The 14148-nt window shown below is 71.0% G+C and carries 12 protein-coding genes; 10 read left to right on the forward strand and 2 right to left on the reverse strand.

Going from position 1 to position 14148, the window contains the following annotated elements:
* The first annotated feature begins 14 nt into the window (after positions 1-14).
* The 3 genes from H295_RS0115250 to H295_RS0115260 all read left to right on the forward strand — a co-directional run bounded on the left by H295_RS0115250 (position 15) and on the right by H295_RS0115260 (position 4982).
* Complete coding sequence (locus H295_RS0115250; RefSeq protein WP_020136197.1) at positions 15-1514, forward strand: bifunctional cytidylyltransferase/SDR family oxidoreductase; 1500 nt, start codon at positions 15-17, stop codon at positions 1512-1514.
* 111 nt (positions 1515-1625) lie between these two features.
* On the forward strand, positions 1626-3680 hold the full coding sequence (locus tag H295_RS0115255) for a hypothetical protein (protein WP_028809379.1): 2055 nt from the start codon (positions 1626-1628) through the stop codon (positions 3678-3680).
* Positions 3681-3788: 108 nt separating this feature from the next.
* The gene (locus tag H295_RS0115260; RefSeq protein WP_028809380.1) at positions 3789-4982 is read left to right on the forward strand and encodes a glycosyltransferase family 2 protein; all 1194 of its coding nucleotides are present in this window, start codon (positions 3789-3791) and stop codon (positions 4980-4982) included.
* Here the strand turns inward: H295_RS0115260 and H295_RS0115265 are convergent.
* Complete coding sequence (locus tag H295_RS0115265) at positions 4966-7014, reverse strand: hypothetical protein (RefSeq protein WP_043217544.1); 2049 nt, start codon at positions 7012-7014, stop codon at positions 4966-4968. The two genes, H295_RS0115260 and H295_RS0115265, sit on opposite strands and share 17 nt — an antisense overlap.
* Positions 7015-7305: 291 nt before the next feature.
* Here H295_RS0115265 and proB point away from each other — a divergent pair, with 291 nt between their 5' ends.
* The 5 genes from proB (at position 7306) to H295_RS0115290 (ending at position 12345) form a co-directional block, all read left to right on the forward strand.
* Positions 7306-8412 (forward strand): glutamate 5-kinase, encoded by a 1107-nt coding sequence (gene proB, locus H295_RS0115270; RefSeq protein WP_020136201.1) that lies wholly within the window; start codon positions 7306-7308, stop codon positions 8410-8412.
* A 184-nt stretch (positions 8413-8596) separates the two neighbouring features.
* Positions 8597-9070 (forward strand): hypothetical protein, encoded by a 474-nt coding sequence (locus H295_RS0115275; RefSeq protein ID WP_078616653.1) that lies wholly within the window; start codon positions 8597-8599, stop codon positions 9068-9070.
* A 114-nt stretch (positions 9071-9184) separates the two neighbouring features.
* Positions 9185-10471: a glutamate-5-semialdehyde dehydrogenase gene (locus H295_RS0115280; protein WP_020136203.1), complete on the forward strand. Its 1287-nt coding sequence runs from the start codon at positions 9185-9187 to the stop codon at positions 10469-10471.
* 120 nt (positions 10472-10591) lie between these two features.
* The gene (locus tag H295_RS0115285; protein ID WP_020136204.1) at positions 10592-11185 is read left to right on the forward strand and encodes a hypothetical protein; all 594 of its coding nucleotides are present in this window, start codon (positions 10592-10594) and stop codon (positions 11183-11185) included.
* An 89-nt stretch (positions 11186-11274) separates the two neighbouring features.
* The gene (locus H295_RS0115290; protein ID WP_028809382.1) at positions 11275-12345 is read left to right on the forward strand and encodes a hypothetical protein; all 1071 of its coding nucleotides are present in this window, start codon (positions 11275-11277) and stop codon (positions 12343-12345) included.
* Between the two features lie 24 nt (positions 12346-12369).
* Here the strand turns inward: H295_RS0115290 and H295_RS0115295 are convergent, their stop codons facing one another.
* Positions 12370-13470, reverse strand: coding sequence for a M48 family metallopeptidase (locus H295_RS0115295; RefSeq protein ID WP_020136206.1), 1101 nt, complete (start codon positions 13468-13470; stop codon positions 12370-12372).
* A 162-nt stretch (positions 13471-13632) separates the two neighbouring features.
* Between H295_RS0115295 and H295_RS47520 the strand changes: the two genes are divergently transcribed.
* Positions 13633-13791, forward strand: coding sequence for a hypothetical protein (locus H295_RS47520; RefSeq protein ID WP_020136207.1), 159 nt, complete (start codon positions 13633-13635; stop codon positions 13789-13791).
* A 114-nt stretch (positions 13792-13905) separates the two neighbouring features.
* Positions 13906-14070 carry a hypothetical protein gene (locus tag H295_RS47525; protein WP_020136208.1) on the forward strand — a complete coding sequence of 55 codons (165 nt, stop codon included), beginning with the start codon at positions 13906-13908 and terminating at the stop codon, positions 14068-14070.
* Positions 14071-14148 lie beyond the last annotated feature (78 nt).

Here is a 14148-nt window from a genome sequence, read left to right on the forward strand (position 1 = left end):
GAGGTAGGTCTTCTGTGTCCCAGCACATCGCCAAGCCCCGTACCACCGCAGTGATCCTGGCCGGTGGTACCGGTCAGCGCGTGGGTCTCTCGATCCCCAAGCAGCTGCTGAAGATCGCCGGCAAGGCAGTCATCGAGCACACACTGACCACCTTCGAGAAGGCCGACTCCATCGACGACATCATCGTCCTGATGGCGCCCGGCTACGTGCCCGACATAGAGAAGATCGTCGCCAAGGCCGGGTTCACCAAGGTCAAGAAGATCATCGAGGGCGGCTCCACCCGGAACGAGACCACCGAGCGCGCCATCGAGGCCCTCGGCGAGGGCCTGGCCGAGGGCGAGGACCTCAACGTCCTGTTCCACGACGCGGTCCGTCCGCTGCTCGGGCGGCGCGTGATCGACGACTGCGTGGCCGCCCTGGAGCGCTACCAGGCCGTCGACGTGGCCATCCCGTCCGCGGACACCATCATCGTCACGCGCACCCACGGCGAGGACGGCGAGTTCATCACCGAGATCCCGGACCGCTCCCGGCTGCGCCGCGGCCAGACCCCGCAGGCCTTCAAGCTGTCCACCATCAAGCGGGCCTACCAGGTCGCCGCCGGTGACCCCAACTTCCAGGCCACGGACGACTGTTCGGTCGTGCTCAAGTACCTGCCGGACGTGCCGATCCACGTCGTCGCGGGTGACGAGTACAACATGAAGGTCACCCAGCCCGTCGACGTCTTCATCGCCGACAAGCTCTTCCAGCTCGCCTCCACCGCGGCCCCCGAGCAGAACGGCGACGAGGCCTACCGCGAGCTCCTCACCGGCAAGACCTTCGTCGTCTTCGGCGGCTCCTACGGCATCGGCAAGGACATCGCCGAGCTCGCCGAGTCCTACGGCGCCAAGGTGTACGCGCTGGGCCGCTCCACCACCGGCACCCACGTCGAGAACCCGGAGGAGGTCGACGACGCGCTGTCCAAGGCGTACGGCGAGACCGGGCGCATCGACTACGTCGTCAACACCGCCGGCGTGCTGCGCATCGGCAAGCTCGCGGAGACCGACAACGCCACCATCGAGGAGGCGCTGAAGGTCAACTACCTGGCCCCGGTGCAGATCGCGCGGTCGAGCTACAAGTACCTGGCGGAGACCAAGGGCCAGCTGCTGCTGTACACCTCCAGCAGCTACACCCGCGGCCGCGCCGAGTACAGCCTGTACTCCTCGACCAAGGCCGCGATGGTCAACCTCACGCAGGCGCTGTCCGACGAATGGGCGGGTGACGGCATCCGGGTGAACTGCATCAACCCCGAGCGGACCGCCACCCCCATGCGCACCAAGGCCTTCGGCCAGGAGCCCGCGGGCAGCCTGCTGTCCTCCGAGGCGGTCGCCCGCACCTCGCTCGACGTGCTGCTCTCCGAGCTGACCGGCCATGTCATCGACGTCCGCCAGCAGGACCCGACGGCCTCCGCGGGCCAGGCGTCCGGCTTCGAGGCGGCGCTCGCCAGTGTCCTGGACCGTCAGGACGGCGTGGCATAATCAAAGCAAATAGACTCCCGTAATTCAGGCCTCTGTGGCTGCCCGTTCATGGTGCATTCGCAGGGGCCTGAATCCGTAAACAACCGGCATCCCTCCCAGAGCAGGTTTTCAGTGATAAGCACCGCTATTCGCGTCGCCCGGGTGGGCAGTGCGGCCGAGCTGGCCGCGGCGGTCCTCATGCTGGCGGGATTCCCCGCCATAATGGTGGCCGCGCTCATCCCGAGCGTCCCCGCCTTCGCGGCCGCGACCGCCGTCACGTACCTTGCGGACCACTATCTGCACCGCCAGGGCAGTTACCTGATCAACCGCCTCAGCAAGGTCCGCGCCGGTCTGTCGATCCGCTTCCTGATCAGACAGCTCCTGCTGATCCTGCTGCTGGCCCGGCTCGACCTCTCGAACAACCTGATCTTCTACGGGGCCACCGCCTGCTTCATCGCGTTCTACGGCCTCCAGGCCCCGCACGGCGCGCTGGTCACCCTGATCCGCAACCGCCGCCGGCTCCCGGTCGCCACCCGCAACGTCGACCTGGCCTCCCGCATCCGCATCCCGGACGCCCCGCGGTTCGGTCTGCTGAACCGGTCGGCCGAGAAGATGCTGCACCTCGACCTCGCGGCCGTGGTCGGCATACTCGTCGCCGCCCAGCTGGACTCCGCGACGCCCGGCTTCATCGGCATCGGCGTGACCATAGGGCTCGGCACCCTGTACGTCGTCGCGCTGATGCCGTACGTGCGGGGCAAGAAGGTCCCGCCGAACGCCGACAAGGTCCTCGCCAAGGTCGACGAGTGGCTGCGCGACTACCAGCCGGAGACCGTGCTGTACTTCTCCGGCTCCAAGGACTCCGCCTACCAGGTCAACATGTGGCTGGAGACCATGGAGCAGCTGGACTCCAAGCCGCTGATCCTGCTGCGCGAGCGCGTCATCCTGCAGAACCTCGCGCCCACCACGGTCCCCGTCATCTGCGTGCCCGGAGGGGTGCACCTGATGAACATGGACCTGTCCTCGGTGCGGGTCGCGCTGTACGCGGCCAACGTCGGCAAGAACATCCACCTGCTGCGCGTGCCCACCATGAAGCACGTCTTCATCGGCCACGGCGACAGCGACAAGCTGGCGAGCGTCAACCCGTTCAGCAAGGCGTACGACGAGGTGTGGGTCGCGGGCCGGGCCGGCCGGGACCGCTACGCCATCGCCGACGTCGGCGTCCGCGACGAGGACATCGTCGAGGTGGGCCGCCCGCAGCTCGCGCCGATCCAGGACTGGCAGGGCGTTCCGGACGGTCGTATGCCCACCGTGCTGTACGCGCCCACCTGGGAGGGCTGGGACGGCGACCCGGGCAACACCTCGCTCATGCTGGCCGGCGAGAACATCGTGAAGAAGCTGCTCAAGGCCGACCCGCCGGTCCGGGTCCTCTACAAGCCCCACCCCTTCACCGGCACGGTCCTCGCCAAGGCGGGTGCCGCGCACGAGAAGGTCACCGCGCTGATCGAGAAGGCCGCCGCCGAGCGCGCCGCCGACCCCCGGCTCCAGGCCGATACGGCCGCGGTGGCCGCGGCCAAGGCCGAGCTGGCCCGGATCGAGGCCCGGCTCACGGCCCTCGTCGGCAACGGCGGCACCGAGAAGGGCGACGAGGCCGAGGCCACCCGTGACGGTGTGGTCGACGTGGCCAGGTACGAGGAGATCGCCCGGCTGCGCGGCGAGTGGAACGACGCCTACTGGCGTTCCTTCCCGGTGTGGGAGCACCGCGTGATCACCGGTTCCGAGCCGCGGCTGTACGACTGCTTCAACGTCTCCGACGCGATGGTCTCCGACATCTCCAGCGTGGTCTCCGACTTCATCGCGAGCGGCAAGCCGTACGCGGTCACGGACTCCGCCGGGCTCGGCGTGGAGGAGTTCAAGCGGCAGAACACGGCGGTGCGGGCCGCCACGATCCTGTCCAACAAGGCCTCCGAACTCGGTGGGCTGCTGGACGCGGTCCGCGACCCGGCGGGCGACCCGCTGGCCGAGGACCGGGTGGAGCTCAGGCAGTACCTGCTCGGCCCCGACGAGCCCACCTCCATCGAGCAGTTCAACACCGCGGTGGCGAACCTCGCGATCAAGGCCGAGGCGCGCAACGTCGGCCAGGAGTCACGGGCGGCGGCCTCGGCCGCGGAGGCCACGACCAAGGCCTGACCTGCTCTTCGCAAAGAAAGGGCCCGGTTTTCGGGGGTGATTCCCGAAAACCGGGCCCTTCTGCGTATCTCCTGGTGCCGGACGAAACCCACCGCTACTGGGGGAGAAATGACCTTTGCCCAGCCTGACGTGACCGTGGTCATCGGCGCGTACGAAGCCATGCCCTACCTGGTGGCCTGCCTGGACTCCGTGGAGGCGCAGACCCTCGGCCACGACCGCATCGAGGTCATCGCGGTCGACGACGGCTCGACGGACGGCACGGGGGAGTACCTGGAGGAGTTCGCCGCCCGCACGTCCCTGGACGTCATGGTGGTCCGGCAGGACAACTCCGGCGGCCCCAGCGGCCCGCGCAACGTCGGTCTGGGCAAGGCCACCGGGCGGTACGTGTTCTTCCTGGACGCCGACGACCGGCTCGGCCCCGAGGCGCTGGAGCGGATGGTCGCGGCGGCCGACCGCAACGGCACCGACGTCGTCCTCGGCCGGGTCGAGGGCGTCAACCGCAAGCCGCCGACCTCGATGTGGGGCCGGACGCTGGAGCGCACCGACATCTTCTCCTCGAACATCAAGTTCACGCTGAGCGCGCAGAAGCTGTTCCGCCGCGCCTTCCTGGAACGGCACAGCATGCGCTTCGACGAGTCCCTGTGGACCGGCGAGGACGCGCTGTTCACCATGGAGGCCTATCTGCGGGCCGACGGCGTCTCCGTGATCGCCGACCACACCTGCTACTACCTGGTGGGCCGCGAGGACGGCAAGCACGTCACCAAGACCGGCAGCCACACCCTGCGCTTCGACTCCGCGCGCGCCCTGATGAACCTGATCGCCGACATGGTCCCGGCGGGCGCGCACCGTGACGCCCTGATGGTGCGCCCCTTCCTCGTCACCCTGCTCCCGCAGTTCGGCCCGAAGTTCCTGAAGGACAGCGAGGCGGTACGGCGGGAGAAGCTGGCCCTCGCCAAGCCGCTGATGGACGCCCACTGGACCGGCGAGGTGGCCCACCGCCTCCGCGTCCACGAACGCCTGCGCCTCCAGCTCGTCGCGTCGGAACGCCCCGATCTCCTGCTGGAGGTCCTGGAGTTCATGAGGACGACGAAGACGCCGGAGGCGGTGCTGGAGAAGGGCGGCCGCCGGGTGTACTTCGCGTACCCGCACTTCCGGGACCGCGCGACGGGCCTGCCGGACTCCCTCTACCTGGCCGAGCCGCGGGAGGCCCGGGAGGTGTCGGGCTACCGGGAGGTCGGCGTCGACCAGCTGCTGCGGCGGGCGGTCCGCAAGGCACGCAGGGTCCTCATCCCGGCAGCGTGAGCCTCCCGGAGGCCGACACGGTCTCCTGCGCGAGCTCTCCGGAGGCCGACACCGTCTCCTGCTCCCGGCGCTGCCCCGGCAGGCCCCGCCTGCGAGCCGCCGCCGCGAGAGCCTGTACGGCCCTGTCGAACCGTTCCTGCGCGGACGGCTCGTCAGGCCCGAGCAGCCGCCGCTTCAACTCGGCCCGCGCCGAGCGGAGTTCGTCCCGCTCCGGGTGCCGTACGGCATCCAGCAGCCCCGCCACCCCCGCCGCGTCCGGCGTCAGCACGGTCGCCGCTCCCGCCGTGGGGAACGCGGCCCGGAACGCCTCCTCACCGAGCCCGCTGGTGTTCGCCACCGCGTACGGCTTTCCGCTCGCCAGGAAGTCGCTGACCACACTCGACACATCGCTGATCAGCAGGTCGGCCCGGTTGAAGCAGGCGTACAGCGTCGGCCGGGCGTCGGTGACGACCTGGTGCTCCCCCGCGGGCAGAGAGGCCCAGTACGCCCGCTCCCAGGCCTCGGTGGCCCGGGTCACCGCCGCCGCGCGGCCCGGCTCCGGCGTGGACTGGAGCAGCATCCGCTCGACCGAGTCCGCGGCGGCCCGGAAGTCTGCGGTGGTGAGCCGGTCCAGCTCCCGGGTCCGGCGGGCCAGTTCACCGTCGTCAGCGGGTCGCTGCCCCGCATGCTCCCGGTTCGCGGCCCGGATCAGCTCACGGATCCGCCGGTCCGCCGCGCCCGCCCGCGCGTCCACCGAGCCGGTCAGCGGATGCGGCTTGTACAGCAGCCGGACCCCGGGGTCCGCCAGCAGCGCCCGCACGATGTTCTCGCCCGCCTCGACCACCGAGGTGTTGCCGGGGTTGCCGTCCCAGCCCTCCCAGGTGGGCGCGTACAGCACGGTCACGGGACCGGCGGGCGGGCCCGCGTACGGCCGTACGGCGTCCAGCTGGGGGCGGCCGATCTCCACCACGTCCTTGTCCTCGACGCCGACCTCGGCCGCCGCGTACCGCTCACGGGCCGCGGGACCGGCCACCCACACCTCGTCGTAGGCCTTCGCGTACGGGTTGCAGGACGACAGCTTGTCGCTCTCGCCGTGGTTGACGAAGGTGTGCTTGATCGTCGGGATGCGCAGCACCTGCGAGGTCTTGCCGGAGTTGGAGGGGTGGATCAGGACCTGGAGCGTGGACTGCTCCAGGCGCAGCAGCGTGGAGACCTTCGGCAGGCACACGACCGGGACGTCGGTCGCGGCGATCTTCTGCATCATGAACCGCTCGCGCAGGACGATCAGCGGCTTCCCACCGGCCTTGGCGAGCGGCTCCAGCCACATGTTCGCCTGGTAGGCGGAGGAGACCCCGCCGGAGAAGTACAGGCCGACGGTCGGCCGGTACTCGGCCAGCCACGCGTCGAACCAGTCCAGGACCTCCTGCTCGCCCGCCGGCCGACGGCTCGGCAGCAGTCGTACGAGAAGGTCGTACAGGCCCATCAGGGCGAGCCCGAGGGACATCGCGATGCCGAAGGCCGCGCACCGGGGTTCACCGGTGGCCGCGGTGACCAGCAGGCCCGTGGTGGCGGGCAGGCCGTGGACCAGGAGGCGGGGGCCGGGGCGGCGCAGCAGGGCGGGCGGGGCCGGGGTGAGGCGGAGCGCCGAGGCGTCGATGTTGCGGGTGACGACCGGCAGGGTGCGGGTGCGGCGGACCAGGACGGAGGCCGCCTGGACCGCGCAGTGCAGTGCGTAGAAGGCGAGCAGACCGGCCACCAGGGCGGCGTACGCCGTCTCCTCGTCCTCCGGGGTCAGCCGCAGCAGGCCGAGCACCAGCAGCAGGTCGCGCAGGAGGAACCGCACGGTGATGTCGGCGTGCGACTTGGCGAACAGCGAGACCATGCCGCGCTGCCAGCGGTGCAGGACGCCCTCCACGGCCAGGGACGCGGCGGTCGCGGCGAGCAGCAGCGGGACGTGCGGACGCAGGGCGGCGACGGCCTGGGCGACGACGGCGGCTGCCAGGACGCCGGCGACGAGGACTCTCGTCGTGGTCTGCCGGCCCGGCAGCCGCACCGCGGAGCGGAGGCGGGACAGGGGTTTTCGCACGGGGGTCACTCCAGGGTCGTCGCGAGACGGACGCCTTGGTTAACGCGAGTCGAGCTGCGGACGACACGCGCGTGTACGTGTGCGGGCGGGGCGGGGAGGTGGTATGAGCGCGGGACGGTGCGGCCAGGCCGTCGTCCCGTTCCGGGTCCGGGGACTGGACGGGCGCGCGTCACCGCGTCCCCTTCGCGTACATTGCGGGCGAGGTACCCACAGTGGCGCGAGGGGACAGGACACAAGGTGGCAGGGGCAAGGCAGGCCGTGGGCGAGGCCCGCAGGATCGTCGTCAAGGTCGGTTCCTCGTCGCTGACCACCGCCTCCGGCGGCCTCGACGCCGACCGGGTCGACGCGCTCGTCGACGTCCTCGCCAAGAGCCGCAGCGGGGGAGAGCGCGAGATCGTCCTGGTCTCCTCAGGCGCCATCGCCGCCGGACTCGCCCCGCTGGGCCTGCGCCGCCGCCCGCGGGACCTGGCCCGCCAGCAGGCCGCCGCCAGCGTCGGCCAGGGCCTGCTCGTCGCCCGCTACACCGCCTCCTTCGCCCGCTACGGCGTCCGGGTCGGACAGGTGCTGCTGACCAGCGACGACATGAGCCGCCGCGCCCACCACCGCAACGCCTCCCGCACCCTCGACAAGCTCCTCGCGATGGGTGCCTTCCCGATCGTCAACGAGAACGACACCGTCGCCACGGACGAGATCCGCTTCGGCGACAACGACCGGCTCGCGGCCCTGGTGGCCCACCTGGTCCACGCCGACCTGCTCGTCCTGCTCTCCGACATCGACGGTGTCTACGACGGCGACCCGAGCAGGCCGGGCACCTCGCGGATAGCGGAGGTGCGCGGTCCCGAGGACCTGGCGGACGTCGAGATCGGCAGCGCGGGCAAGGCGGGCGTCGGCACCGGCGGCATGGTCACCAAGGTCGAGGCCGCCCGGATCGCGGCCGCCGCGGGCATCCCCGTGGTGCTGACCAGCGCGATCCACGCGGGCGAGGCGCTGTCCGGCGGCGACACCGGCACGTACTTCCACCCGACCGGCAAGCGCTCCGCCGACCGGCTGCTGTGGCTCCAGCACGCGTCCACCCCGCAGGGGTCGCTGACCCTGGACGACGGGGCGGTCAAGGCGGTCGTGGATCGCCGTACGTCGCTGCTGCCGGCCGGCATCGCCTCCGTCGAGGGCGAGTTCGTCGCGGGCGACCCCGTCGAACTGCGGGACGGCACCGGGCGCGCGGTGGCCCGCGGGCTCGTGAACTTCGACGCCAAGGAGATGCCCCGGCTCATCGGCCGCTCGACGCGGGAGCTGGCGCGGGAACTGGGGGCGGCGTACGAGCGGGAGGTCGTCCACCGGGACGACCTGGTGATCCTGCACCCCTGAGGGCCGCCCGGTGCCTTTCGGGGGCGGTGTGCCCGAAAACGGGGTGAACGCCCTGCCAAGGGCGTCGCCCTGAGGTGGACGTTCCGCAAAACCGCCCCACGAGCCCTTGCGGCCTGCTCAACTTTGTCCCAGGGACACATTCCGCCCGGCCCGTGGGGTCGATCTGTGCTTGAAGGAGGCCGTCGTGAGACGAGTGCGCCCTGGGGCGGCGGCTTCCCGCGACGGGTCCGGCAACGCCGTGGCGAGGCCGGCCGGTGAGGAGCGGGCCCTGACGAGCGTCGCCGCGGGCGACCGGTTCGAGAAGAAGCCCGAGGACCTGCCGCGCCTGTGGCACGTCACCCTCAGCGTCTCCGGCGAGGAGGCCCCGCTGAAGGAGGTCCGGCGCGCCCTCGAACAGCTCGCCCACGACCATCCCTTCCTGCTGACCAGCCGTTACGCCAACGACCACGCGGAGATCCGGTACTGGGAGGAGGCCCGCGACCTGCACGACGCGGCCGCCGTCGCCCTGCGCCTGTGGGGCGAGCACCGCCAGACCGCGGGCCTGCCGCCGTGGGAGATCGTCGGCCTGGAGGTCATCGACCGCCAGACCTACCACCAACGCATCGCCGAGGGGTACGGGCCGGCTCCCGCGTCGCCGGTCGGGGTGCATCCGTACTGAACACGGTGATCTTGGGCGGGTCCCTCGGTGACTCCCCGTGTGTGTCCCTTTGATCCCGTCTCGCGCTGTGGAATGCGCGGTGTTCGTCCCCGTCCGGCGCACTACCCTTCCCTTATGACCTCGCTCTCGCCGTACGACTCCATGACCCCGGTCGTCCAGGCCGCCTACCGGGCCAAGGCCGCCGCCGCCGACCTCGCCCCGCTGCCGAGGGCCGAGAAGGACGACGCGCTGCTCGCCATCGCGGACGCCCTGGAGGTCCGTACGAGCGAGATCGTCGAGGCCAACGCGAAGGACGTCGCCAAGGCCCGCGAGGCCGGTACCGCCGAGTCGGTCATCGACCGGCTGACCCTCACCCCGGAGCGGGTGCGCGCCATCGCCTCCGATGTCCGGGACGTCGTGGCACTGCCCGACCCGGTCGGCGAGGTGGTCCGCGGCTCGACCCTCCCGAACGGCATCGACCTGCGCCAGGTCCGGGTCCCGCTCGGCGTGGTCGGCATCATCTACGAGGCCCGCCCGAACGTCACCGTGGACGCCGCCGCCCTGTGCCTGAAGTCCGGCAACGCCGTCCTGCTGCGCGGCTCCGCCTCCGCGTACGAGTCGAACACCGCCCTCGTGCGGGTCCTGCGGGACGCCGTGGGCGGTGCCGGGCTGCCCGCCGACGCCGTCCAGCTGGTGCCCGGCCAGTCCCGCGAGAGCGTGCAGGAGCTGATGCGCGCCCGTGGCCTGGTCGACGTCCTGATCCCGCGCGGCGGCGCCTCGCTGATCCGGACCGTCGTGACGGAGTCGACCGTCCCCGTCATCGAGACCGGCACCGGCAACTGCCACGTCTACGTCGACGCCCACGCCGACCTCGACATGGCGATCGACATCCTGATCAACTCCAAGGCCTCGCGGGTCAGCGTCTGCAACGCCGCCGAGACCCTCCTGGTCCACCAGGACATCGCCCCCGAGTTCCTGCCGCGGGCCCTGGACGCCCTCGCCGAGGCCGGCGTCACCGTGCACGCCGACCCGCGGGTGCTGGCCTACGCGAAGGACACCAAGGCGACCCTGGTCGAGGCCACACTCGACGACTGGGACACCGAGTACCTCTCCTACGACATCGCCGCCGCCGTGGTCGACTCGCTGGACAAGGCCGTCGAGCACATCCGGCTGTGGACCTCCGGGCACACCGAGGCCATCGTCACCACCTCCCAGCAGGCGGCCCGCCGCTTCACCCAGCTGGTGGACTCCACGACCGTCGCGGTCAACGCCTCCACCCGCTTCACCGACGGCGGCCAGTTCGGCTTCGGGGCGGAGATCGGCATCTCCACGCAGAAGCTGCACGCGCGCGGTCCGATGGGCCTGCCGGAGCTCACCAGCACGAAATACATCGTCACCGGGGACGGCCACATCCGCCGCTGAACCGGGTCGCCCCGGGGCGCGCGGCCTGGGCATATGCGTCCGGCAGGCGCCCCGGCCCCTTTCCCGTGCCCTGCCGGGGTGTCTCATCAGGCGGATGAATTTCCCTGTCGTCTGCCCAAAATGACCCCCCAGGTCTACTCTGGATCCGTGCCGGAGGACGTGGGGGGTACGCCGTTCCCTGACGGCTGGGAGCCCGACGACGACCACGACCGCGGGGTGTCGGACGAAGAGTTCGCCTCCGTGGTCTTCGACGAGGCCTTCGTACGGGCGGCCGTGGTGCACGAGCCGACCGCCGTCGAGCGCCTCCTGGCCGCTGCCCAGGCGAGAGCGGAGGCCTCCGAGGCCGAGGCCCGCCGCGCGCACCCCGGAGCCGACCGGTACGAGGACGGGTACGGACCCGGCCGTTTCGGCCATGATCCCGAGCTCGACGAGCTGGACGACACCGAGGTCCTCGAAGGCCGCTACGGCGTCCCCGGCGCCTACGGCAAACAGGTCCGCTGGCACCGCCCGGTCGCCTGGATGCTGGCCCTCGTCATGGGCATCGGCATGGTCGCGCTGGCCTTCACCGCGGTCTACCGGGGCTCCTCCTCGGGCAGCCGCGACCGGATACCGCCCCCCGCCTCGACCGGCCTGGAACAGGGCAGCACGGTGACGCCCTCGGCGTCCGCGGACTACTCCCCGCCTGCCGTGTCCGCCGTACCGCGCACACCCTGAGCGATCTGTTTCGGACGTGGTGAGAACCTGTCAGAAGTTGTCGTGCGGCAGGGCGTTTACCTGAGCTTCCCGAGACCTACTCTGAAGATATGGGAGCGCCAGGAGACCCGCCTGAGGGGACACCCGAGGGCGGCCCGGCAGGTGGAGAGGACGAATACCGATCCGTCGTGTTCGACGAGTCGTTCGTTCGTGCTGCCCGCCTCCAGGAGTTCTCCGCGCAGGAGCGCATGGCCGACCACGCGCCCGCCGTGCGCCGCCGCCCGCCCCTCAGGCGGGGCCTGTCCCGGCAGGTGCTGATCCTGGTCCTGCTGATCGCCGTCGCCTTCGGCACGGCGATCTACATGGGCGTACGGCACCCCTACCAGAGCTCCGCGCTCCGGCAGCCGGTCGAGCCGCTGCGGATGACCGTCATCCCGCTGGCTCCCGCGGGCAGGGTCCCGGGACACCCCGACGCCGAGTACCTGTACGCGCACAGCCCCGCCGCGCAGTACCGGGCCGGCGCCGAGGGCATCCCGCTGCCGGCCTCCCGCCGCACCGAGCACTTCTCCGACAGCCAGGTGGTGAGCGCGCTGACCACCGCCAAGGACTACATCGTGCGGTCCTCGCTGGACCCCGACGTCCTCGCCGGCCACCAGGTCCGTGCCGTACGGGTCCTGCTCGACACCGACCAACTCGACCAGTTCGACCAGAGCTTCGCCCACCCGGCGGCGGACGGACGGCACGCACCCACCGGCTGGCTGGTCCGCTTCGACCCCGCCGAGGCGCGGCTGGCCGACGCCCGGATCCGGGTCCAGGGGAGCCTCCAGGCCGCCGAGACCGACTCCTCGACGCTGGAGGTCACGGCGGACCACACGTTCGTGTACGCGCTGCGGTCCGCCGTCCCGACGGCATCGAGCGAGGTCTCGCTGTTCACCGTCCGGCGGGAGCTGCACTTCCGGTTCGACCGGGACGACCTGCGGATGCACACGGCCCAGCTGGTCGTGTCGTACGTCCAGGCCGGGCCGCTGTCCTGCGCGGAGGACTCCACGAACCGGCTGCATCCGCTGCTGGCCGGACAGACCGCGAAGGCGGGCGGGCCCGCGGGGACCGATCCCTATGCGACCGGCAGTGCCACGGCCCTCTGCGGGTCGCTGGCCACCAGTGCGCAGCCGAAGGTGTGAGCCCCCCGCGCCCAGGCCGCAGTCTCAGCCGCCCTCGCCGTCCCGCGGCGTGTCCCTCGGGGGCTCGCCGTCCCGCGGGGCCGAGCTCGAGAAGCCGCCGAAGCCCCTGCGCACCCTGCCGCCCAGGTCGCCCGCCCCGCCCGCGATGTCGTTGACCAGCTTCATCAACGGGTCCTTGGAGTTCTTCACATTGCTCGCGTAGCTCGCCGCCGACTCGCGGAAGCTGTCGGAGACCGAGGTGTCCTTGTCCTCGGAGCGGCGCGGGTAGTGGCCGTCCATGATCCGCTGGTAGTCGCGGGACTCCGACCACTTCTTCAGCTCGGCCGCGCGGATCGTGGTGAAGGGATGCGTGCGCGGCAGGACGTTGAGGATCTTCAGGACCGAGTCGCGCAGGTCGCCGCCCGCCTCGTACTCCTCGGCCTGCTTCAGGAACGCGTCCACGTTCATCTCGTGCAGGTGGTGGCCGCCGGCCAGCTTCATCAGGCCGCGCATCGAGGCCCGCAGGTCCTGGCCGACCAGCAGGCCCGCCCGGTCCGCCGACAGCTCCGACTTGCGGAACCACTCCCGCAGCGCGGTCACGATCGCCATGATCGCGAGGTTCCCCAGCGGGATCCACGCCACCCGCAGGGCGAGGCTGGTCAGGAACAGCAGGATGGTCCGGTAGACCGAGTGGCCGGAGAGGGCGTGGCCCACCTCGTGGCCGACGACGGCCCGCATCTCCTCCTCGTCGAGAAGGTCGACCAGACCCGTGGTGACCACGATGATCGGCTCGTCCAGGCCGATGCACATCGCGTTGGGCTGCGGGTCCTGGGTGACGTACATCGGCGGGACCTTCTCGAGGTCCAGGATGTAACAGGCGTCCCGCAGCATGTCGTTGAGGTACGCGAACTGCTGGTCGGAGACGCGCACCGAGTCGGACAGGAACAGCAGCCGCAGGCTCCGCTCGGGAAGCAGACCGCTGAGCGCCTTGAACACCGTGTCGAAACCGCTCAGCTTGCGCAGCGCCACCAGCGCGGAGCGGTCGGCCGGGTGCTCGTAGGCACGCGAGGAGATGCCCGGGAAGCGCCGGCGCTGCCTGCTCGGTACGTGCTCGTGTCCGTTGTTCTGATGGCCGTCGTCGGACATGTCTTCCCCCATGTGCGTCTATGGCGGTGCCGTCTCAGGGCGTGCCCCTTCGACCGCGGTGATCCTTTGCGGACCCTTGTGCGGCCCTTTGCGCCCCCCGAAGCAGAGCCCAGCCTAGGCGGAGATAGCGTGGACGGGCAGTACAGCGAAGGAGTCCACGTCATGGAGCACACCCCAGCCGCCTGGCTCACCGAGGCCGCCGGCGCCGCCGAGCAGCAAGGCGCCGGAAATCTGCTCCGGATCGTCCTGGTCGTGATGTTCGTGGGCTGTGCGTTCACCGCGTGGTTCCTGCTGCGGGGGTACAAGCGGAAGGACGAGTGAGCGGGAGCGAAGGTTCCCCAATGGTGGAGTCGGCGTGATCGGCCTCACCGGGCCCGCTTACCATGGGCCGACGTCGTTGTCCCGTCCCTCCTCCACCGGATAGGTCTGCCGAAGATGAGCTTCCACAGCACCGCTGCCCAGTTGGTCACCCTCGCCGCAGAGGGCGAGGAGCACGGCGGCAACCACGAGAGCCTCGACCCCCTGGTGACCGGCGGCGCCGCGTTCATCATCCTGCTGCTCCTGCTGTGGATCACCACCCGTTTCAACCGCGACCGCTGAGGCACTCCGTGCCCGTCACGGGGCACTCCGGGCCCGTGCCGTCCGGGGCCCTCAGGTCGGGCCGGTAGGGTCTGCACG

The sequence above is a fragment of the Streptomyces sp. 351MFTsu5.1 genome (assembly GCF_000383655.1).
GTDB lineage: Bacteria > Actinomycetota > Actinomycetes > Streptomycetales > Streptomycetaceae > Streptomyces > Streptomyces griseorubiginosus.